A 21706-nucleotide genomic window follows, 5' to 3' on the forward strand; every position below is an offset into this window, starting at 1 on the left:
GTTAGTCGCTTACCGAGGTATTGGCCGAATCGATGGCAAACGAAAACTGGCGATCGTCCGAACCGTCGTTGACGACGGTAACATTGGGGGAAACGCCCAATCCGTCCAACTTGGTTCCCCGGGGGCTCAGATAGTACGCAGCGGTGTAGCGCAGGGCTCCTCCGAAAGACAGCTCGCGCGTGATCTGAACCGACCCCTTCCCCATCGTAGTCTCGCCCACCACGGTGGCCCGTCCGGACTCCTGAAGGGCCATAGCCGCCACTTCGGCGGCCGACGAGGTGTTTTTGTTCACCAAGACCACAAGCGGGGCCGAGGTGACCACGCTACCGGACGTGGACTTTGAAATGACCGCCGAGTTGGTTTGAACTTGAACCACGGCACCCACGTCGCTGAACAAGCTGACCAGATCGACCGCCTGATTGAGGTATCCGCCGGGGTTGTTGCGCAGATCGAGCACGAACGATCGCGCCCCGTCGCTTTGCAGCTCGGTCAAAGCCCGCTGAACCAGCGCTGCAGAATTCGCAGTGATCTGGGAAACCTTGATGTAGCCCACCTTGTCTTCGAGACTGGTGGAGATGTTGGGCTCGGCCTTGTCGGAGCAGGTAAGCGTCGTGGTGTACTCTTCCCCGCCCTCGGCGCCGAACGATTCGGGGCGCCTCCAGGTAATGACCACCGACGACCCGACGTCTTTGTTGAGGGCGGCCGTAACTTCGGCACGCGACCACGCCTGGCTGCGGTCGCCGTCGATCGCAACGACGAAGTCTCCCTCGACCACTCCTTCAAGCTGGGCGGACGATCCCTCGAACACATCGACGACATACGCCCTTCCGTTGTGCTCGGAGAACAGCACCCCCACGCCCGAATAGTTGGACGCATCCAAACCGGAAAGCGACTGGAAGCGCTCGGGACTGTAATAACGCAGGTAGCGATCGCGCGTGGACGCCGCAAACGCATCGAGCGAGGCCGTGGTGGCCGCGTCGAGATCAAAAGAATCGAGGCTTTCGGCCGCCAGCACCGTTTCAACCTCGGACACGCGAACCGAGAGGTTGCCAAGGTATTCGCCGCCCTTCTTGGACAGCGAGGTCGCATGCTCGGCACCGGTCATAGACGGAGGGAACCCCAACGAGACCAAAAGCTCGGTGTTGCCGCGCAAAGAAAAGCCCGCGACGAAGATAAGCGTAGAGGCAACGATGCAGGCGAACATCTTCGCCAAACGAACGTTGCGCGCACGCTCCTTTCGCATGCGCGCAACAACGCGATTCTCGATTCTTTCCTGGCTCATATCATTCGCCGATCCGAAAAAGTCCTACACCTTCAAGTAGCGGCGCATCGCGAGCGCAGATCCGACAAGACCTATGATGAGGCCCGCGACAACCAACCCAAGGTACACGAACAGATACGTGGTCATGGACACATCGATGGACAGAAACGTCAAAGCGGACTGCAAACGCGGAATAAGCAGCTGGCGAATCAGCTCGATGGAGCCGACGGCCAGAAGGGAGCCTATAACCGCATGCAGCGCGCCTTCCATCAGGAAGGGTCCGCGAATGAACCCGTTCGACGCACCCACAAGGCGCATGATCGCGATCTCTTTGCGGCGCGCCAAAATGGCCAGGCGGATAGTGTTGTTGATGAACACCAGGGCGATGAAGATCAGCAGCGCGATCAGCGCGACGCCCACGTAGCGAATGTAGTTGGTAACCGAGAACAGGCGCTCGACCGTCTTCTGGCCGTAGTTGATGGACTTTGCGGGATCCGAGGGATTATCGCAGACGGCCTTGAAGGTCGAATTGGATTCGATCTGCTTGGCAACCGATTCGACCGACTGGGGATCGGACAGCTCGACGTTGATGGAGGCGGGAAGCGGGTTCTCGTCGCCCAGCTGCTCGGCGATGTTGGACCCCGAGTTCATCTGCTTGAAGTTCTCGAGCGCCTGATCCTTCGTCGTGAAGGAGACCGAGGAAACGCCCTTCAGGCCCTTGACGTAGTCCTGAAGCGACTTGATATCGCCGTCGGAGGCCTCGTCGGCAACGTAAACGGTAACCGAGACCTCTTTCTCAACCGAGCTGACGATACGGTCGACCATGGCCCCACCCACCAAAAACACGCCGATGATCAGCAGCGATAGGAAAATGGTGATGATCGAGCCCAACGTGGTGGAAAGATTGCGGGTAAACCCTCGCAGCGATTCCTTGAAAAAGTAAACGAAACTAGACATTGAATCCGTACACCCCCCTGTCCTGGTCGCGGGTAAGGTGTCCGCGATCGAGCGCGATAACGCGGCGACGCATGTTATCGACCATCTCGCGGTCGTGCGTGGCCACCAGGACCGTCGTGCCGGTGCGGTTGATGCGCTCGAGCAGGTCCATGATGCCGCGCGACGTTTGCGGATCGAGATTTCCGGTGGGCTCGTCGCAGATCAGCAGAGGCGGGCGGTTCACGATGGCGCGCGCGATGGACACGCGCTGCTGCTCGCCTCCCGACAGCTGGTCGGGCATCTTGTTCAGCTTGTCCTGCAGTCCGACGAGACGCAAGACCTCGGGAACCTGGGTTTTGATGACATGACGGCTCTTCCCGATAACTTCGAGGGCAAACGACACGTTCTCGAACACCGTCTTGTTGGGAAGCAGCTTGAAGTCCTGGAACACGCAGCCAATGTTGCGGCGCAGATACGGAACGCGCCAGTTGCGCATGCTGCCCAGATCCTCGTCGGCGATGATGATGCGGCCCGACGTAGGCTTGAGCTCGCGGATAAGCGAGCGGATCATCGTGGTTTTGCCCGAGCCGGAATGACCCACCAAAAAGACAAATTCGCCTGCGTAGATCTGAAGGGATATATCATCAAGCGCAGGACGGTTCGGCTGCGCCGCATAGACCTTGGTCACATGATCGAACGTGATGACGGGGGTTCCCGTCTGCTGAGGGATGTCCTCAACTTCCAGAACAGGAAGCGACGCTGAAAGCTGCGAAGTCACCTGCCTGGATGCGGCCGCCGCATGACGCCCGGCATGGCGTCCGGCAGCCCCCTGGCTGGTTGTTTCTGTCACAGAATGCTCCGTTCAATTGGTGATGTACTGGGACAATCGGCTATTATACCCGACGTCGTATTACGCCATCAGGCTCTTCACAGCTTCGACAATCGCGGCGGCATCCAGGTTGAAGTACCCCAGAAGCTCTTCGAACTCGCCGGATTTACCGAAAACGTCGCGCATGCCGACGAAGCGCACGGGCACGGGATGGGTCTGAGCGAGAACTTCGGCAACCGCCGACCCCAAACCTCCGTAGACGCTGTGCTCTTCGGCAACCACGACGCGGCCCGTCTTGGCAGCCGAAGCGGAAATGGTCTCGATGTCGAGGGGCTTGACGGAAAACGCGTCGATCACTTCGACGGACACGCCTGCATCCGCAAGGATGTCGGAAGCCTTCAGGGCCTGCTCGACCTCGACTCCGCACGCCACGATGGTGGCGTCGGTTCCCTCGCGCAGAACATAGGCGCGGCCCATCTCCAGCTCGACACCCTCGGCGTAGACGGAGGGAACCGAGGCACGGCCCATGCGCACGTACACCGGGCCGGGAGTTGCCGCCGCGATCCTAAGGGCGCTGCGGGCGGCCGCGTAATCGGCAGGAACCAGCACGCGCATGTTGGGAAGGCCGCGCATAAGCGACACGTCCTCGAGCATCTGATGGCTGCCGCCGTCGGGACCGACGGACACCCCGGCATGGGTGGGGGCGATCTTGACGTCGAGGTTGCTGTAGCACACCGTATTGCGAATCTGATCGTACACGCGCCCCGTGCCGAACACGGCGAACGACCCGGTAAACGCCACCTTGCCCGTAAGCGCCAGGCCGGCGGCCACATCAATCATGTTCTGCTCGGCGATGCCGGTGTTGAACAGACGACCCTCGTACTGGGGTTTGGCATCGGCGAACTTCTTCGTGGTGGTCGACCCCGACAGGTCGGCGTCAACCGCGACTACGGGAACCCCGTCATCGGCAAGCTCGGCCAACGTTGCTCCGAACGCGGCGCGCGTAGCCTTCTTCACCTGGGATTCTTCGGGATTTGCAAGTTTCACCATTTAAGCCTCCGTCGAGTCCGCTGCACCCAGCTCGGCCAGGGCGACCGCAAGCTGTTCTGCATTGGGCGCCTTGCCGTGCCATCCGGCTTGATTCTCCATGAACGAAACGCCCTTGCCCTTCACCGTATGGGCCACGATCACGCTGGGCTTTCCGGATCGGTCGGCCTTAGCCGCCTGCAGGGCGTCCAGCACGGCCTCGATATCGTGGCCGTCAACCTCGACTGCGTTCCATCCGAACGCGGAGAACTTGAGCGCCACGTCACCCGGATCGCACACGTCCTCGGTTGCGCCGTCGATCTGCAAGCCGTTGCGATCGACGACAGCCACAAGATTGTCCAGCCCGCGATGGGCGGCGAACATCGCCGCTTCCCAAACCTGGCCCTCCTGGCACTCGCCGTCCCCCAGGAGCGTAAACACCGTTTGGTCGGTGCCATCCAGCTTGAGCCCGGCCGCCATGCCCGCGGCAATGGAGAGCCCCTGGCCCAAAGAGCCGGTGGACACCTCGACGCCGGGAAGGAGACGGCAATCCGGATGGCCCTGCAGGCGCGTACCCAGCTTGCGCAGGGTGAGCAACTCTTCTACGGGAAAGTATCCCGTATGGGCCAGCGCAGCGTACAGCGCGGGCGCCGCATGCCCCTTGGACAGGATGAACCGATCGCGCGATTCGAGTTCGGGATCGAGAGGATCGTGATTCAGAACCCCGCCGAAATACAGCGCGGACAGGATATCGGTGCAGGACAGGGATCCGCCAGGATGCCCGCTGCCCGCCTCGGCGACGCTGCGCAGGATGCTGATGCGCATCTGCCTGGAAGCTTCCTGAAGCTGGTTAAGATCCATTAACGGCCTTTCGACTCTGTTTCTAGACGGACAAAAAGCATTGTACAACCGCGCACCTTCGGAAGCGCGCGGGATGAACCCGTTTGGACGCCCTCCCGATTACTGGGAAACGCGCCATTTGTGATACCCGATTACAAGCTGATCTATATCGCCGCCCAAAACGGCGTCGACGTTGCCCGTCTCCACGCCGCTGCGCAGATCCTTTACCAGCTGATACGGGTACAGAACGTAATTGCGGATCTGGCTGCCGAACGAGATCTCCTTGCGTTCTCCGCGCAGCTCGTCGATCTGTTCGGCGCGCTTGGCCTCTTCGAGCTCGAACAGGCGCGCCTTGAGAACCCGAAACGCCGCCTCCTTGTTCTGGAGCTGGCTTTTCTGATTCTGGCAGGTAACCACCAGACCCGTTGGAACGTGGGTGAGGCGCACCGCGGAATCGGTGGTGTTCACGCACTGGCCGCCCGGGCCGCTGGAACGATACACGTCAACGCGCACATCGGCGGGATTGAGATCGACCTCGATATCGTCGGGAAGAACGGGAAGCACCTCCACGCTGGCAAACGTCGTATGACGGCGCTCCTTCTCGTCGGTCGGAGAGATGCGCACGAGCCGATGCACGCCGGCTTCGCTGGAAAGCATGCCGTAGGCGTTTCGGCCTTCGATCTGGATGGTGGCGCGGTCCAGACCCATCACTTCGGCGGGAACCGCGTCGAGCACCGTCGCCTTCCAGCCCTTCGAGCTTGCATAGCGCGCGTACATCTGAAACAGCATCTCGCACCAGTCGTTGGCTTCAAGGCCGCCCTGACCGGGGTTGACGGTGAGAATGGCGTCCCCCTCGTCGAAACGGCCCGAAAACCACGAGGACAGCTCGAGGGCATCGAGCATCTCGTCAAGCGACGACGCCGCGACGCGGGCCTCTTCGGCAAACGCCTCGTCCTCGGCGGACAGCTCGAAGGCGGCGCGCGCATCATCGAGCGCTTCGAGCGCTGCAGCGTACTCCTTCAGCGTATCGCGCAGATTGCCCGCCTGCTTGGATATGCGCTGAGCGCGCGGAACATCGTCCCAGAAACCCGGGCGCGCCGTCTCTTCGTCGAGTTTTTCAAGCTCGACGCGCTTCTCTTCGATATGCAGGTACGAGTGCGCGTCGGATACGCGCTCGGCAAGCCCGTCAAGCAGCCTCTCGTCCACTTCCTCAATTGCACCCACGTGCTGAAAACCGCCTTAACCTGGTTCGTGCAAGGGAGATAAACGGGTTAATCCCGGTTTTTCCCGTGGCACTTCTTGAACTTCAACCCCGATCCGCACGGACAAGGATCGTTCCTGCCGACGTTGGCGAAGGGGTCGTCTTTATCCTTCTGGTACGTAGCGACCTTGCGGGACGCTTGCGGCGTCGCCGCGTTTTCCGGACGGGTCTGGGGTTGCGCGCTGCGTCCCTCAAGCGCCGCCTCGGGCGACGAGTAGGTAACCCGCCCCGAAAGCGGGTTGCCGCTTTCGGGCAGCACCTCCGGAACGCTGCGCTCCGCAACTTGCAAGCGCAAAAGCGTGCGCAGGTAATCTTCGTACATACCGGCGGTCAGGCTCTGGAAGGCCAGATAGGCTTCTTCACGGTACTCGGTGAGGGGATCGCGCTGCCCCATCGCGCGCAAGCCGATGCCGGTGCGCAGGTAATCCATATCGTGCAGATGCGCCATCCAGCGATTGTCCATAATGCGCAGCATGATCTGGGTTTCGAGCGTCTTCATGACCTCTTCGCCCACCAGTTCGGTCTTTCTGCGGTGGATATCTTCCAAATGCTCGGAAAGCCGTTCGGAGAGCACCGCGGCATCGTCGTCGCAATCGATGTCCTCGACCGAAAAACCGGTGTCGCCGGTCATGGAGGTCAGCCAGGTACTCAGCGCATGCAGATCCCAATCGTCGCTGGGAGTCCGGTCCGGACACGCATCATCGACCTGGGCCTCCACCACATCCGAAACGATCTCGGGAATGCGGTCGGTCATCTGCTTGCCGTCGAGGATGGCATTGCGCTCCTCGTAGATGGCCGTACGCTGAAGATTCATGACGTCGTCGTACTCGAGCACGTTCTTACGGGCGGCGAAGTGCATCGTCTCCACCTGGCGCTGGGCGTTCTCGATGGCCTTCGACACGAGGCCCGCCTGGATGGGCTCGCTGTCGGGCATCTGGGTGCGCTGCATCATCGCGGAGATGCGGTCCATGCGGTCGCCGCCGAACTTGCGCAGCAGATCGTCCTCGAGCGAGAGGTAGAACTGAGTCTCGCCGGGGTCGCCCTGACGGCCGGCGCGACCGCGCAGCTGGTTGTCGATACGGCGCGACTCGTGGCGCTCGGTGCCGATGACCAGCAACCCGCCTGCCGCCAAAACGCGCTTTGCCTCTTCGGCGCACGTCGCCTTGGCCTGCGCAAGCGCACCCTCGCGCTCTGCGGAGGTGGCGGGGCGAGGATCGCCCTCGGCCACTTCCGCGCCTTCGGGAAGGCTCGGATCCAACCCGCGCGCGCGCAAGGCATCGTCGGCCAGAACCTCGGCGTTGCCCCCGAGCAGGATGTCGGTACCGCGACCCGCCATGTTCGTGGCGATGGTGACCGCCCCGACGCGACCCGCCTGGGCCACGATATGGGCCTCGCGCTCGTGGTTTTTCGCGTTGAGGGTTTCATGCGCGATGCCGCGCTTGTCGAGGAGCCGCGAGAGGCGCTCGGAGCTCTCGATGGACACGGTGCCCACCAAAACCGGCTGTCCCTGGGCGTTGCGTTGGGCGATAGTGTCGGCGACGGCGTTGAATTTCGCATCGACCGTACGGTAGATCTGATCGTTCTGATCGATGCGCTGGGGCTGCCGATTCGGCGGGATGGCCATCACCGGCAACTTGTAGATCTCGCGAAACTCACTGTCTTCGGTCATAGCCGTACCGGTCATGCCCGACAGCTTCCCGTACAGGCGGAAATAGTTCTGAAGCGTGATGGTCGCAAGGGTCTGGTTCTCCTCGCGCACCCGAACGTGCTCTTTGGCCTCGAGCGCCTGATGAAGTCCTTCGGAGTAGCGCCGCCCTTCCATGATGCGGCCGGTGAACTCGTCGACGATCTTGACCTCGCCCTCGCGCGTCACGACGTAATCGACATCGCGTTTGAACAGGAACTGGGCTTTCAGCGCCTGCTGAAGATGGTTCGCCAGCTGACCGGAAGGGTCGGAGTAGATGTCGTCGATCCCCAGCATGCCCTCGATGCGCTCGAGACCCGTCTCGGTGGCGTTTATGGTGCGCTTCGCCTCGTCCATCTCGAAATCGACATCGACCTGCAAGCCGGGCATAACGCGCGCGAAACGGTTGTACGTCTCGGCCGCCTCGGTACCGGCGCCCGAGATGATAAGCGGCGTGCGGGCCTCGTCGATGAGAATGGAGTCGACCTCGTCGACGATGGCGAAATGGTGCCCGCGCTGCACGCGGCCCTCCGCCCGCGTGACCATGTTGTCGCGCAGATAGTCGAAACCGAACTCGGAGTTGGTGCCGTACGTGATGTCGGCCAGATAAGCGGGACGCTTCAGTTCGGGACGCATGGCGTTTTGAATAAGGCCGACGTTCATGCCGAGGAACCCGTACACCCGCCCCATCCACTCGCTGTCGCGTCGGGCCAGGTAGTCGTTGACCGTCACAATATGCACGTTGTTGCCGGAAAGCGCGTTCAGGTAGCCGGCAAGGGTGGACACGAGGGTTTTGCCCTCGCCGGTACGCATTTCGGCGATCTGCCCGGCATTCAGGGCCATGCCGCCGATGAGCTGCACGTCGAAGTGGCGAAGCCCCAGCGTGCGCACGCTGGCCTCGCGCACGGCGGCGAAGGCCTCGATCAGCAGATCGTCAACCGACTCGCCGTTGGCGATACGCTCGCGAAACGCCGCGGTGAGCGCACGCAGCTCGTCATCGCGCAGCGCCTGCATCGAAGGTTCGAGATCGTTGATCTTTGAAACGAGAGCCTGGAAGTTCTTAAGCTGACGCCCCTCACCCAACGTGAGAAGCCTGGAGAGAAAACCTGCCATTGAAACACTGCCCTTTCGGGTTCGGACGTTATTGCCGACCACCTTAACATACCAAAGCTCGGGACGTACCCGCGCGCGGCACTCCTAACGCACACTCCCGTTTTCAGCACTCTTCGACCATCCGATGGGACGCCGCGTCTATGAGCGAGCGGTAAAGCCCTTCGAGCTCAAGCGACGGATCGATGCCCAGCTCCTCCGAAAGCACCTTGCGGCAATGCAGATAGCTTGTAAGCGCCGAGGTGCGCTGCCCGGCCGAAATCTGCGCCTTTATCAGCGCCAGATAAGCATCCTCCCTCGTTCGGTCCTTCCGAAGCGCCAGCCGCGCGAACCACAGCCCCTGCTGCGAGGCCCCCGATGCGACCAGGCGTCCCGATGCCACCACCAACGCATCCACCATCCGCGTTCGGTATTCGCCGCGCGCCGCCCCGATGATCTCGTTATCCAGCTCCGCCGCCATCAGATCGTCACCGAACTCATCTTCCGCCTGGTTGTATATCTCCGACCATCGAACCGTGTCGAAGTCCCCGAACAGCAGTTCCTGGCACAGCTGGTTGAACCGGGTCGCGTCCGCCGCCAGAATATGCCGATCGATCCCGCACGAGCGCTGATGGCGTATGAGGTACGGACACGTCCCGTCATCAAGCGTGAGAGCCGCCTTAAGCTGCGACCACACCGTGTAGAAGTTCTTGCGCGCCGTGTCGATATCGCTGCCGGGCCACAGCGACTCGACGATGAAATCGCGGGAAAGCTCGCGACCTGAATTCAAAACCAGCATCGCAAGCAGCACCTTCGCCTTGTGGCGGACGCCTTTCAACACGTCCCGATCGTCCTGTCCGATGCGCGCCTCCACCTTTCCGAAAAGCCTCACGCGCAAAATCGGAGCCGACGGACCAAGATCGAGATCCCGCGCGGGCGACGCAAGATAGGCATCGGGGCGGGTGGCCACCTTGCCGGCTCGTTCGATCGAACGGCTTGCAAGCCAGGCTCGGCGCTCTTTCCTCTGCGCATGCAGCCAAACGTCGGCCTCGCGCAGCTCCATCATAAGCTCGGTCGGCAGCGGATCGTCTCCCCGAAACGCCCCCTTCGCGCGGGCGCGCTCGAGCGCCAGTCCCGCAATCATCTGATAGAACGACCGAGGACCCTCGGATTCGACCAGCATGCACCGCACTGCGTCGTACACGCGCGCGAGTCCTGCGTCCGCGCACAAAACCGACCCGGCCCGCCGCGCCGCCTCGTCGAACAGGGCCCGCGCCAAAAGGCAGACCGCCTCCGACGATGCGTCGGCGTTCAGGAGAAGCAGGCATGCCTCGCAAGACGCCTCCATCCCCCTGCCCCAGGCGCAGCATGCAACCGCCAAGGGAAGCCACAGACGCTGCGAGGCGTCGAAGCGCCCCGCTCGCCTCAAAGATCCGATCAGGTCGAATGAGCGATGCGAACAGGCGCGCAGCCCTGCGGGCGCATCCGCGTCCTCCGGGTTCAGCTCGCGGGCAACCAGCGATTCGAGAACGTCGCGGGCGCGGGTCGCCATCGCCTTGGAGCCCTTCGCGGCCAGAATAGCCAGAGACACCGTCTGCTCGCGCTTTCCCGCAGACGAATCGAACGCCGTGCGCTTGGCCAAGCGCACGGCATCGTCGGCATCCCCTAAAACCAGCAACCGCTCGGCTCGGCACGTATCGATGACCGCCCGCGATCGCGATCCGTGCGGACGCATCCGCTCGAGCAGATCCAAACCGGCAAGCATGTCGCCGGTGCGCAGGATAAGCCCGTCATTCTCTGAGAACCACGAGCATATCCGCTCGTCGGATCCCGACAGGGCGATCGTCTCGCACGCACGGCGCGCAAACCCTTCAGACAAAAGCCCGTTCGACCAATACCGAACGAGTCCCGCTCGGTTTCCGAAGGGGGAATGGGACCCAAGCACCTCGAGCTGAGATCGAAACGCCGCAGCTATGCGCTCTACGGGAAGGTCCACGCACGAAAACAGCTCGGCTCCAACGTCGATCCCTGTGAAGGGGTATTCAAGCGCTATGCGCTCGATGACCTCGGACCCAACCGCGCACGCCCCTTCGAGATCCGACACCGAACCCTTTACCAAAACGAGCGCGGTGAGAATCGCCAACGTGCAGTCGAGGGATCTGCGCTCGCGGGCGATCCCGGCAAGGAACGCTCGCGACGATTCTTTGTCCGCAGGCCAAGCGAGGCTGGCGACACGCTGTGCGGGGGGCACGGTGCTGCTCGGACGCCTCGACCTTTCCGCGGCACTGCGAGAGGCATCGATCTCGGAGTCAGACAAAAGCAAGTCGGTGGCCGACAGCCTGAGGCGGTCCCTTTGCAGGCAACCCAAGGTATCGGCCGCAGGACAGCAGGTAACGAGCACCTCTGCCCCCTGATCGAGAAGGGAGTCGAAGCAAGCCGAAAGCAATTCGGCACGATCGGGGGACAGCTCGGGCGCATCGTCTATCACCACGAGAGCCACCGAGGAATCGGCCTTTCCTATAAGCTCGGCCAGGCAACCTGAATCCAGATCGCGCAAAAAGCACGGACTGGTTCCGTTAATCCATACCACATGCTTGAATTCGAACATGGTCTCGGCGTATTCGAGCGCCAGATCGGTTTTGCCGAAGCTATCGGGAGCCACCAGAAACCGCACGACGCGCCGCTCTTTGAGCAACCGGGCGATCAGATCGGGACGGCTGCGGTAGCGTTTTCCTGCAAGCGAAGCCGGACGGGAGCCGCGGCAAGCCGACTGAGAGATAAACCCCCTCATGATATGTCCTCTCCGTTGGGAGAGGCCGAAGACCAAGCACGTTCGATCCTACGAAACGAACCGAACCCGAACAAGCGGCGAAGCGTCCTTTGACGCAAAAAAGGGAGCCGTCAAGACCCCCTTTTTTTCCGTTACGCGAAAACCCCGCCTGAAGCCGGCTGATCATTCCCCATCGAACCTGGCAACCTCGCCCGACGCATCTTCGGCCGCCCGCTTCTTCAGCAGCTCGGCAATACGATCCGAATACTCGATGCCGGAAAACCCCTCGGCGGCAAGATCGATGACGGGCGCATCGTTCCACAGCGCCTCGAGGCGGTAGAATTCGCGCGTTTCCGGCTGGAATACGTGAGCCACCATGTATCCGTAGTCCAGCAGCTCCCACGACCCATCGCGCGTCTCTTCCCGATGAAGGGGATGCTCGCCGGTGCGCTTGCGCATGGCCTCCTCGATGGCGTCCACGATGGCGCTCACCTGACGACTGTTCGCCGCCGTCACGATCACGAAGTAGTCCGTAATCCCCACCAGCTCGCTTACATCCTGAACTACGATGTCGGTCGCCTTCTTCGCGTCGGCTGCCCGAGCCGCCAGCAGGGCGGCCTCCCGCGACGAGACGGGGCCCTTCTCGAGCTGCTCACCTGCTGCGCGTTCGATCTGATCGCTTACTGAATCACCTGAATCCTCGGTGGAGCCGAGCTTAGTCCCGGTTGTCCACAACATAGCTGTTCCAAACCTCGACGGTGCGCGGATGAATGCGCTTACGTCGGGCTATAAGGTCTGCAAGTATATGACGATACGTCCTGAAAAACAATTTTTCCAGCGAAACCTCACCGATGAGGTCGCGCAGATCCTGAACGCCGGGAAAGCGACGGTTCTCCTCGATGGCGTCGGCAACGTAGACCACCATGTCGAGATCGGACATACGGGGTGCGCCCGCCGTGTGCCGCGCCACCGCCTGCAACACGTCGTCGGGAATATCCGGATACGCGCGGCGCAGCGCTTCGGCGGCTGTGGGGCCGTGCAGCAGCGCCGGCATGTCGAACACCATCCGCCCGTCGATGCCGAGCCCCAGATCGAAAACGCGTCTGCGCGCGCCTTCGTCATCAAGCCCCTTGTCCCAGTCGTGCAGCAGCCCGGCAAGCCGCGCCCGACGGGGATCCGCCCCGTAGACGTGCGCCAGACGCTCGGCCATATCGGCCACCCCCCTGATATGCCGCAGACGGCGCTCGGACACGCGCCGCTCGAGCTCGGATACGATGCGCCGTTCGAATGCGGGGCCGAACACCTCATCGGACGCGCGCGTTTGCCGAGTCGGTCGATACGGATCGGCGCATTCGATGAGTTCGGCCACAACCGAGGGAACGAAATAGCGCACCGAGCTTCCGCTTGCCAGCCGTTTGCGCACCACCGTGCTGGAAACGTCCAGAACCTCATCGTCAAGCAGGCAGAAATCGAACGCATCGAGACCACGTTCGGATACCTCTCCCGATCCGAACGGATGGCCCGCACGCGGAACCACGGCAAACGAGGCAAGCGACGCCAGGGCCGGAGCGTCGGACCACCGATGCAGCCCCCGAGCCGCATCCGATCCCATAATGAAGAAAAGCCTCACATGCTCGCCGAAAAACGAGCGGAGGTCGCGCAGGGTATCGACCGTGCGGGTCTTCCCCCCGCGCTCGATGTCGATACCGCTGACGTCGAAGTAGGCGTTGTCCCGCACCGCCGCCTTGCACCAGGAAAGACGTTGTTCGGGAGAGGCGACAACCGAACCTTCCTTGAACGCCGATGCCGCCGTGGGAACGAACAGAACCGCATCGAGACCCAGTTCTATGCGCGCTGCATCGGCCATGGCAAGGTGACCTACATGGACGGGATCGAACGTCCCTCCGAGAACCCCCACGCGATGGGGCCTCTCATCGGAGGCAATCCAGTCGAAGCGCTCGCTCACTGATGCGATCACGCCCTCACCTGCCCCTTGCCGCGCAGCACGTACTTGTAGGTGGTAAGGCCCTCAAGCGCGAAGGGACCGCGCACGTGAAGCTTCTGCGTCGAGATTCCGATCTCGGCCCCAAGGCCGAACTGCCCGCCGTCCGTGAACCCGGTAGCCGCGTTCACATAGACGGCCGCCGCATCGACCGACGCGGCGAACTCGTCGGCGGCAAGGGCGTCTTCGCAGACGATGGATTCGGAATGGCGCGTCCCGTACCGCTCGATATGGGAGCACGCCTCCCCGATATCCGACACGACGCGCACCGCGATATCGGGGGCAAGGTATTCGCATTCCCAGTCGCATTCGGATGCCGGAACGGTGGGAATGCCCGCTTTGGCGGCGATACGGCTTGCGCACTCGTCCGCATGAAGGGTGACGCCGCGCTCGTGAAGGGCGGAAAGAACGGCCGGCAGCAGCCCTTCTGCGGCATCCCTATCGACCAGAAGCGTCTCGGCGGCGTTGCATACGCCGAACCGACGGCACTTCGAGTTCGCCGCAATATCGACCGCCTTGCGCACATCGGCGCTTCGGTGCAGGTAAACGTGACAGTTGCCCGTACCGGTCTCGATAACCGGAACCGTCGAGTTCTCGACGCATGCATCGATGAGGCGCCGCCCGCCGCGCGGGATCAAAACGTCGATCACGCCCCGCGCCCGCATAAGCTCTTCGGCCGCCTCGTGACCACCCGCACCTACGTACTCGATGCATCCCACCGGCATCCCCGAGGCGATGGCGGCTTCCGAGAGCACCGACGCGATGCGGGCGTTGGTGCGCGCCGCAACGCTTCCCCCCCGAAGCACCGCGGCGTTTCCCGAACGAAGGCAGATCGCCGCCGCATCGGCGGTAACGTTGGGACGCGCCTCGTAGATCACGGCAACGGCGCCCAGCGGACAGCGCACGCGGGACAGCTCGATGCCGTTGGGAAGAACGCGATGCTCGACGACCTCGCCCAAAGGATCGGGAAGCCCAGCCACCGCCTCGACGGCGCCCGCCATCGATTCGATGCGCGCATCATCGAGAAACAGCCGGTCTATCAGGCTGTCGGAGACACCCGAAGAGCGCGCGGCAGCCACGTCGAGCCGGTTGGCCTCAACGATAAGCGCGCGCTCGTCTCGCAGCGCCTCAGCCATCGCAAGCAGCGCAGCGGCGCGCCGACCATCGGTTGCGCGCGCAAGGTCTCTGGAAGCGGCTTTCGCCCGCGCGGCGGCTTCGCGGGCACGCTTGCGGGCCAGGTTCGAATCGTTCATAACGCCTCCCTACTCGAAGACGACAAGCTCGTCTCGGTGCACCAGTTCCTTAACAGCCAGCGCTTTGAGCAAGCGGTTCGCCGCCAGCTCTTCGCGCGTCCTTCCGATGGCAAGCTCCACTTCGTCGGAATCGAATGAGACGTGGCCGCGGGCGAACAGATACCCCGACCGATCCTTGATGTCGACGACGTCTCCGTGGGAGAAACGCCCTTCCACGCAGGCGACCCCGACGCAGAGAAGCGAGCTGCCCCGCTCGATGAGCGCGCGCTTGGCCCCATCGTCAACCACAACCGCCCCTTTCGAGCTGTCGCCCAAGGCGATCCATAGTTTGCGGGGCGTGATTTCGTGGGGAAGATGGACGGCGGAAAACAGCGTACCCATGCTGTCTCCCCGCGCGGCAGCCACGATGGGGTCTGCGGCGGCCCCCGAGCAGATCACCAGCGGAATGCCGGCCACTGAAAGAGCGCGGGCCGCGCGCAGCTTGGTAACCATCCCGCCCGTGCCTTTCGACGAGCCCGCATCGCCCGCCGCCGCCAGCACCTTCGCATCGATGCGCTCGATGCGGGAAACAAGCCGGGCGTCTGGATGGGTTGCAGGGTTCGCATCGTAGAATCCCTCCACATCGGACAGGATGACGCACAGGTCGGCTCCTAGCAGGCAGGCGACCAGCGCGCCCAGCGTATCGTTGTCCCCGAACTTGATCTGCTCGACCGATACGGTGTCGTTCTCGTTGACGATCGGAACGACCTGAAAGTCGATGAGGCGGCGCAGCGTATCGCGCGCATGAAGGTACGAGGTTCTATCGGCCGTATCGCGCCTCGTCAGAAGAACCAGCGAGGTTGCGATGCCCTCCTGGGCGAACGCCTCGTCGTACGCAGCGGAAAACAGGGGTTGGCCCACCGACGCGGCCGCCTGCAGCGAGGGTAGGTCGCAGGGGCGCTTCTCGATACCCAGACGGGATAGGCCGCAGGCGATCGCGCCCGACGACACGATGACCACCGCCCATCCCCGTTCGCGGACGCAAGCCACCTGACGGGCGAGGCCCGCAAGATAATCCCGGTTCACGCTGCCATCCGGGCACGTCACCGTAGACGACCCGATTTTCACCACCATGACCTTGGAAGAAGCCGTTTCCATGTGCGCCTCCGCGTCTCGGGTTTCCCCGGCCTAGATGTCGAGTTCGCTGAATAGGTCCTCGGATGTGCGAACCGACTCGAACTCGAACGCGCGCCCGACGATGCGGATCTCGTCTCCATCCACCGCTCCGGCGGCCTCGAGCGCGGCATCGACCCCGATCTTTTTCAGGCGATGCTGAAGAAACGAGATGGCCTCCTCGTTCTCCCAGTCGGTCTGCACCACCATGCGCTCGACCTGGGGGCCAACCACGCGATACACGTTGGACGACAAGCGAACCACCTCGAAGCGCTTATCGCGCATCTCACGGCGGTGCTCCCATACGAACTCGAACTCCTCGCGAGATTCAGCCTCGATGCGCGCCGCCTCGCGCAGCTCGTGCACTTTCACCGCAATCGCGGCCTTCAGGCCCTCGACCCCCTCGCCCGTCAGGGCGCTGATGCGATACAGCTTGGGATCGATCGGACTTGCCGCGAATTCGTCGCCTCCGGCTGCGGCGATGGAGTCGGCTCGCACGAGATCGGCCAGATCGCGGCAAACCTCCTCGGTACCCGGCATGTCGATCTTGTTCGCCACGACGATGCGCGGGCGCGATGCGAGCTCTTCGGCGTGCAACGCGATTTCGTTGTTGATGATGCGGTAGTCCTCCAGCGGATCGCGACCCTCCCAGTCGCCCGTCAGATCGACGATATGAACGATAAGTGCCGTGCGCTCGATATGCCGCAGGAACTCATGGCCCAGACCCCTGCCCTCGTGCGCACCCTCGATAAGGCCCGGAACGTCGGCGACGACGAAGCCGAGGTCTCCCGATCGGGCGACTCCGAGGTTGGGAACGAGCGTGGTGAACGGATAGTTTCCGATCTTGGGGCGGGCCGCCGAGATCTTCGAGATGAGCGAGGACTTGCCGGCCGAAGGCATGCCCACCAGCGCCGCATCGGCCATAAGCTTCATCTCGAACTCGATCCAGCCCTCCTGAGCCGGCTCGCCCAGCTCGGCGAAGGCCGGAGCGCGCCGCGTGGAGGTGACGAAGTGGATGTTGCCGCGGCCGCCCGTACCGCCCGAAACCGCGCGAACGCGCTCGCCGTCGCGCGTGAGATCGGCGATCACCTCGCCCGCCTCTTTGGACTCTTCGTCGTATTCCCTCACGATGGTTCCGACCGGAACCTTCAAAACCAGATCCGCCCCGCGGGCACCGTGCATGCGCGATCCCTTGCCGTGGGTTCCGCGCTGGGCTTTGAAATGATGCTTGAACCGATAATCGATAAGCGACGAGAGGCTGGCGTCGGCCTCGACCACGATATCGCCGCCGTGCCCGCCGTCACCGCCGTCGGGGCCCCCTTTGGGAACATGGGCCTCGCGCCGAAACGACATGCATCCGGCACCGCCGTCGCCGCCTTTGACGTGCACGTGTACTTTGTCTACGAACATGAATCCACCTTTAAAGAAAAAGCGCCCCCTGCTCTATCACAGGAGGCACTGGACAATCGTTATATCGCAAAGACGAGAGCCTATGCCTCGACTTCGATAGGGCGAACGTGCACGCGGCGCTTCTCGCCGCGAGTGAACTCGAGCGTTCCCTCGCACAGTGCGAACAAGGTGTCGTCCTTGCCGCGTCCGACGTTGTTGCCGGGGTGGAAGTGAGTGCCGCGCTGGCGGACGATGATCTGACCGGTCTTGATGTGCTGGCCGGCGAACATCTTCACGCCGAGGCGCTGTGCGCGGGAATCGCGACCGTTTCGGCTGGAGCCGAGACCCTTCTTATGTGCCATTCTAATTCCCTCTTTCTAGCTACTCGGCGTCGCGCGCAGCGGGAGCCGCAGCCTTCTCGGAACCGACGGACACGACGCGAACGCGCGTGTAGTTCTGACGATGGCCGTTGAGCTTCTTGTAGTTCTTGCGCTTCTTGAACTTGAACACGAGCTGCTTCTTGCCCTTGTACTGCTCGATGACCTCGGCGATAACCTTGGTTGCGGCAGCCTTGGAAGCATCGAACTCGGCCTTGTCGCCATCAACCACGCAGATGGTCTCCAGCTCGACCTTGTCGCCGGCCTCGGCCTCGATCTTCTCGATGCTGAAAACGTCGCCCGGGGCAACCTTGTACTGCTTGCCACCTGTTTTCACAATTGCATACATGAATTTCTCCTTGAAAGTGTCAAAACGCGAAAAAGAACTCTATCAGCGATCAGGTTCAAAGTCAACTGACATATGTGCTTTTTTCGCAGGCTGCCTACGGCCTTCCCCTTGCGCGCGGACGGCCTAGTGCGCCTCGGCCCAGGTTCGACCGCTTGAGACCTCGGCAATCAGCGGAACCTTGAGCGAAACGACCCTCTCCATCGCCTCCTTGACGACCCCCGCGAGGGACGCCGCCTCGGCAGCGGGAACGGAGAAGTCCAGCTCGTCGTGAACCTGCACCAGCAACCGTGCGCTCGTCTCGCTCTCCTCGAGCAGATGCTGGACCTTAACCATCGCAAGTTTGATGATGTCGGCCGCGCTTCCCTGCATGGGATGGTTCATGGCCGTTCTCTCGCCGAATCCGCGCTGGACCGCGTTTTTCGCAGCCAGTTCGGGGATGTGCCGCTTGCGGCCGAACATCGTCTCGGCGTATCCGCACGATCGCGCGCGCTCGATGGTTTCGTCGAGATAGGACCTCACGCCCGGGTACGCCTCGAAATAACGGTCGATCATCTCGCGAGCCTCGTATACGGGAATATCGAGCGTTTGGGCCAAGCCGAACGCCTGTTGACCGTATACAATGCCGAAGTTAACCGCCTTGGCGCGCGAGCGCATCTCGGGAGTGACGTCGGCCACCTCGACCCCGAACACCCGTGCCGCCGTCGAGGCGTGAAAATCCTCGCCCGACTTGAATGCGGCGATGAGATGGGGGTCTTCGCTGAGGTGAGCCAGCAACCGCAATTCAATCTGGGAGTAGTCGGCCGACATGAACAGATCGTCCGAGCCGATGCCGGTGAAGCACGAGCGGATCTTGCGCCCGAACTCGGTACGGACGGGAATGTTCTGGAGGTTCGGGTCGGACGAAGACAGGCGCCCCGTGGTCGTAACCGTCTGATTGAAGCTGGAATGGATGCGCCCGTCTCCGCTATCCGCGGCTATGCGGGGAAGCGCATCTATATAGGTTGACTTGATCTTCGCGTACTCGCGGTACTGCAGGACAAGCGTCGGCATCTCGTGCGCACCGGCCAGCTGCTTGAGCACCTTGGCATCGGTGGAATACCCGCTTTTGGTTTTCTTGCCGTGGGGAAGCTCCAGCACCTCGAACAGAATACGGGCAAGCTGCTTGGGCGAATCGACGTTGAAGTTCTCCCCCGCCAGTTCGATGATGCGCCGGCGCAGCTCGTCGATTTCAACCCGGGCCACATCCCCGATCGCCTTGAGCGCGGCGGTGTCGAGCGGCGCACCCGTGCGCTCCATGATGGCCAGCACCGCCACCAAAGGCGAATCGATGTCGGAAAATACCCCGAGCGACCCGTCCTCTTCGAGTCGGGCGGACAGAGGTTCCACAAGCGCTGCAGCCACCTGCGCTTCGATAAGCGCTCGATCCCTTTCGTCAGCAGGTTCGGCAACGGTCGCGTCGAGGTAATCGCGGGCGAGATCGGCCGCCGAATACGACGAGGTGGACGAATTCAGAAGATACCCGGCTAATCCGAGGTCGAACGCGTCCGCCGCCAGCACTTCGGCGTCGGTCACCAGCGCCGCGCAGGCGGAATCGGCCGGATAGACCTCTTGGATGGCCCGCTTCGCGTCGAGCGCGGAAAAGGCACCCGTCCTCACGACGTCGGAAAACAGCGCGAGCGCCCGATCGCCCTCGACAAGCGCCGCCGCCGACTTGGTGGAAAACGCGCCCGTCGCAGGCTCGGGAAGCAGGCTCTGCTGATCGGGACAGACGAACGAAACCCCCAAGCGCTCCCCCGCCTCGATCGCATCGCGCACGAACGCCTCGGCCTCGGCGCCCTCGAGAGGGGCAAAGGCCGAAAACGTCGATGCGATCGGAGCGGCCGCAAGGCCGCACACCTTCACCAAACGATCGAGGTGCGTGTTGAACCGCAGGGAGCCGAACGCCTCTGCCACCCTCTCAGCGTCGTAGGAGGGAAACGCAACCCCTTCGAGATCGAGCTCGAAATCAAGATCGGTGACAATGGTGGCGATCGTGCGGCTGAGAAACGCCCCGTCCCGATTATCCCTGATGTTCTCGAGCTGCTTACCTTTCAGCTGATCGAGGTTTTCGTAGACGCCCTCCATCGATCCGAATCGCTGCAGCAGCTTGGCCGCGGTTTTCGCGCCGATACCCGGAACGCCGGGAATGTTGTCGGACGAATCGCCCATGAATCCCAAAAAATCGGGGAACTGGGCCGGGGTGACTCCGTAGCGCTGTTCGACCTCGGCCGGAGTGTACACCACGATGTCGGTGACGCCCTTCTTCGTCGTGACCACGCTGGTGGCTGCGCTGACCAGCTGGTAGGCGTCTTTATCTCCCGTGACCAGCAGCGTCTCGAACCCCAGCCGCTCGTTGCGGGCGGCAACGGTTCCCAGGATATCGTCGCCTTCCCAGCCCCGCACCTTCACCACCGGAACATCCATCGCCGCAAGCAACCCTTCGATCAGCGGGAACTGAGCGCGCAGATCATCATCCATAGGAGGGCGCTGGGCCTTGTACTGCTCCATCGCCTCGATCCTGAACCGAGGCTTGCCCGCATCGAACGCGCAGACGATGGCATCGGGACGCATCGTCTCGACGAATTTCAGCAACATGGACATGAATCCGAAAACCGCGTTGGTCGGGGTTCCGTCAGGTGCGGTCATCGTGGGCGGCACCGCGTGAAACGCTCGGTGCATGAGCGAGTTTCCGTCGATGACCGCGATCTTTTTCGACATGCGCTTCTCCTTGTCACAAATTAAGAATGAAAGTTCAGCCCGGTTGGGACGCTAGGCGTTCCAGAGGTAGCCCACCCCGCGCACGGTTTCAAGGCGCTGCGAGATCTCGGGGCCCAGCTTGGCGCGGATGCGGCGCACGTGAACATCGACGGTGCGCGAACCCCCGTAATAGTCGAAACCCCAAACGCGCTGCAGCAGCGCATCGCGCGAAAACGTGCGACCGGGATGCTTCGCCAAAAACGCGAGCAAAGCGTATTCGAGGTACGTGAAATCCACCGGTTCGCCGGCGACGGTTACCTGGTAGGTGGCAAGGTTGATCGACAGCGCATCGATCGAGATCACATCCGACGAATCATCCGACCCTTCAGACCACATCAGACGACGCAGCCGCAAAGCGCACTCCGCCACGGACGCCCCATGGACAAGGTAGTCGCACTTCGCAAGGTACGGAGGCTCCACCGCGTCAAGATCGGGCTCGTCAACGATGAGCAGCAAGGGCAGATCGCGATCCTCGGCAATGGACCTCACGCGCGCAAGGCAGCCTCGCGCATGCCCGCGCGATTCGAACACCACCGCGTCGCACGGAGTTCCCGCGGCCAGAAGCTTGTCGATCTGAATGGTCGATCCAGCCGATACATCGACGCCAATCCGAGAAAACACCTGTTGGAAACGATGCGCGTTGTCGAGGCTGTCGGCGATAAACGCCACCTTCTTCCTCAATGAAACCGCCT

At 62.5% G+C, this 21706-nt stretch carries 17 protein-coding genes; all 17 read right to left on the reverse strand.

Going from position 1 to position 21706, the window contains the following annotated elements:
* Position 1: 1 nt before the first annotated feature.
* A complete protein-coding gene (locus EIH26_RS08005; RefSeq protein ID WP_124061669.1) occupies positions 2-1282 on the reverse strand; it encodes a S41 family peptidase in 1281 nt (426 codons plus the stop codon).
* 24 nt (positions 1283-1306) lie between these two features.
* On the reverse strand, positions 1307-2218 hold the full coding sequence (ftsX, locus tag EIH26_RS08010) for a permease-like cell division protein FtsX (RefSeq protein ID WP_124061670.1): 912 nt from the start codon (positions 2216-2218) through the stop codon (positions 1307-1309).
* Entirely contained in the window at positions 2211-2900 is a 690-nt protein-coding gene (gene ftsE, locus EIH26_RS08015; protein ID WP_205911750.1) for a cell division ATP-binding protein FtsE, read from the reverse strand. The genes ftsX and ftsE overlap by 8 nt, the downstream gene beginning before the upstream one ends.
* A 207-nt stretch (positions 2901-3107) precedes the next feature.
* Positions 3108-4076: a transketolase family protein gene (locus EIH26_RS08020; protein WP_124061671.1), complete on the reverse strand. Its 969-nt coding sequence runs from the start codon at positions 4074-4076 to the stop codon at positions 3108-3110.
* A complete protein-coding gene (locus EIH26_RS08025) occupies positions 4077-4913 on the reverse strand; it encodes a transketolase (RefSeq protein WP_124061672.1) in 837 nt (278 codons plus the stop codon). It lies immediately after the preceding gene.
* Positions 4914-5012: 99 nt separating this feature from the next.
* Positions 5013-6107 (reverse strand): peptide chain release factor 2, encoded by a 1095-nt coding sequence (gene prfB / locus EIH26_RS08030; protein ID WP_124061844.1) that lies wholly within the window; start codon positions 6105-6107, stop codon positions 5013-5015.
* A gap of 56 nt (positions 6108-6163) precedes the next feature.
* Positions 6164-8950, reverse strand: a complete 2787-nt coding sequence (gene secA, locus EIH26_RS08035; RefSeq protein ID WP_124061673.1) for a preprotein translocase subunit SecA — start codon at positions 8948-8950, stop codon at positions 6164-6166.
* A 103-nt stretch (positions 8951-9053) separates the two neighbouring features.
* The gene (locus tag EIH26_RS08040) at positions 9054-11717 is read right to left on the reverse strand and encodes a BTAD domain-containing putative transcriptional regulator (RefSeq protein ID WP_124061674.1); all 2664 of its coding nucleotides are present in this window, start codon (positions 11715-11717) and stop codon (positions 9054-9056) included.
* 162 nt (positions 11718-11879) lie between these two features.
* Positions 11880-12434: a ribosome silencing factor gene (gene rsfS / locus EIH26_RS08045; protein ID WP_124061675.1), complete on the reverse strand. Its 555-nt coding sequence runs from the start codon at positions 12432-12434 to the stop codon at positions 11880-11882.
* Positions 12412-13674: a nicotinate-nucleotide adenylyltransferase gene (nadD, locus tag EIH26_RS08050; protein ID WP_124061676.1), complete on the reverse strand. Its 1263-nt coding sequence runs from the start codon at positions 13672-13674 to the stop codon at positions 12412-12414. Before nadD ends, rsfS begins: the two co-directional genes overlap by 23 nt.
* Positions 13671-14951 (reverse strand): glutamate-5-semialdehyde dehydrogenase, encoded by a 1281-nt coding sequence (locus tag EIH26_RS08055; RefSeq protein ID WP_124061677.1) that lies wholly within the window; start codon positions 14949-14951, stop codon positions 13671-13673. The genes nadD and EIH26_RS08055 overlap by 4 nt, the downstream gene beginning before the upstream one ends.
* Positions 14952-14960: 9 nt before the next feature.
* Positions 14961-16088, reverse strand: a complete 1128-nt coding sequence (gene proB, locus EIH26_RS08060) for a glutamate 5-kinase (protein WP_124061678.1) — start codon at positions 16086-16088, stop codon at positions 14961-14963.
* A 30-nt stretch (positions 16089-16118) separates the two neighbouring features.
* The gene (gene obgE, locus EIH26_RS08065; RefSeq protein WP_124061679.1) at positions 16119-17513 is read right to left on the reverse strand and encodes a GTPase ObgE; all 1395 of its coding nucleotides are present in this window, start codon (positions 17511-17513) and stop codon (positions 16119-16121) included.
* 80 nt (positions 17514-17593) lie between these two features.
* Complete coding sequence (gene rpmA, locus EIH26_RS08070; RefSeq protein ID WP_039689499.1) at positions 17594-17854, reverse strand: 50S ribosomal protein L27; 261 nt, start codon at positions 17852-17854, stop codon at positions 17594-17596.
* 19 nt (positions 17855-17873) lie between these two features.
* Positions 17874-18218 (reverse strand): 50S ribosomal protein L21, encoded by a 345-nt coding sequence (rplU, locus tag EIH26_RS08075; RefSeq protein WP_124061680.1) that lies wholly within the window; start codon positions 18216-18218, stop codon positions 17874-17876.
* Between the two features lie 123 nt (positions 18219-18341).
* Complete coding sequence (gene polA / locus EIH26_RS08080) at positions 18342-20975, reverse strand: DNA polymerase I (protein ID WP_124061681.1); 2634 nt, start codon at positions 20973-20975, stop codon at positions 18342-18344.
* A gap of 51 nt (positions 20976-21026) precedes the next feature.
* Positions 21027-21695: a winged-helix domain-containing protein gene (locus EIH26_RS08470; RefSeq protein WP_206424707.1), complete on the reverse strand. Its 669-nt coding sequence runs from the start codon at positions 21693-21695 to the stop codon at positions 21027-21029.
* Positions 21696-21706 lie beyond the last annotated feature (11 nt).

This window comes from Gordonibacter sp. Marseille-P4307 (assembly GCF_900604965.1).
Lineage (GTDB): Bacteria > Actinomycetota > Coriobacteriia > Coriobacteriales > Eggerthellaceae > Berryella.

Excerpts from the sequence above, each read along its gene's own strand:
- EIH26_RS08025 (WP_124061672.1), bottom strand. The coding sequence starts at position 4,913 with ATGGATCTTAACCAGCTTCAGGAAGCTTCCAGGCAGATGCGCATCAGC.
- obgE (WP_124061679.1), bottom strand. The coding sequence starts at position 17,513 with ATGTTCGTAGACAAAGTACACGTGCACGTCAAAGGCGGCGACGGCGGT.
- rpmA (WP_039689499.1), bottom strand. The coding sequence starts at position 17,854 with ATGGCACATAAGAAGGGTCTCGGCTCCAGCCGAAACGGTCGCGATTCC.
- EIH26_RS08005 (WP_124061669.1), bottom strand. The coding sequence starts at position 1,282 with ATGAGCCAGGAAAGAATCGAGAATCGCGTTGTTGCGCGCATGCGAAAG.
- rplU (WP_124061680.1), bottom strand. The coding sequence starts at position 18,218 with ATGTATGCAATTGTGAAAACAGGTGGCAAGCAGTACAAGGTTGCCCCG.
- ftsX (WP_124061670.1), bottom strand. The coding sequence starts at position 2,218 with ATGTCTAGTTTCGTTTACTTTTTCAAGGAATCGCTGCGAGGGTTTACC.
- EIH26_RS08020 (WP_124061671.1), bottom strand. The coding sequence starts at position 4,076 with ATGGTGAAACTTGCAAATCCCGAAGAATCCCAGGTGAAGAAGGCTACG.
- EIH26_RS08040 (WP_124061674.1), bottom strand. The coding sequence starts at position 11,717 with ATGAGGGGGTTTATCTCTCAGTCGGCTTGCCGCGGCTCCCGTCCGGCT.
- EIH26_RS08055 (WP_124061677.1), bottom strand. The coding sequence starts at position 14,951 with ATGAACGATTCGAACCTGGCCCGCAAGCGTGCCCGCGAAGCCGCCGCG.
- secA (WP_124061673.1), bottom strand. The coding sequence starts at position 8,950 with ATGGCAGGTTTTCTCTCCAGGCTTCTCACGTTGGGTGAGGGGCGTCAG.
- rsfS (WP_124061675.1), bottom strand. The coding sequence starts at position 12,434 with ATGTTGTGGACAACCGGGACTAAGCTCGGCTCCACCGAGGATTCAGGT.
- polA (WP_124061681.1), bottom strand. The coding sequence starts at position 20,975 with ATGTCGAAAAAGATCGCGGTCATCGACGGAAACTCGCTCATGCACCGA.
- proB (WP_124061678.1), bottom strand. The coding sequence starts at position 16,088 with ATGGAAACGGCTTCTTCCAAGGTCATGGTGGTGAAAATCGGGTCGTCT.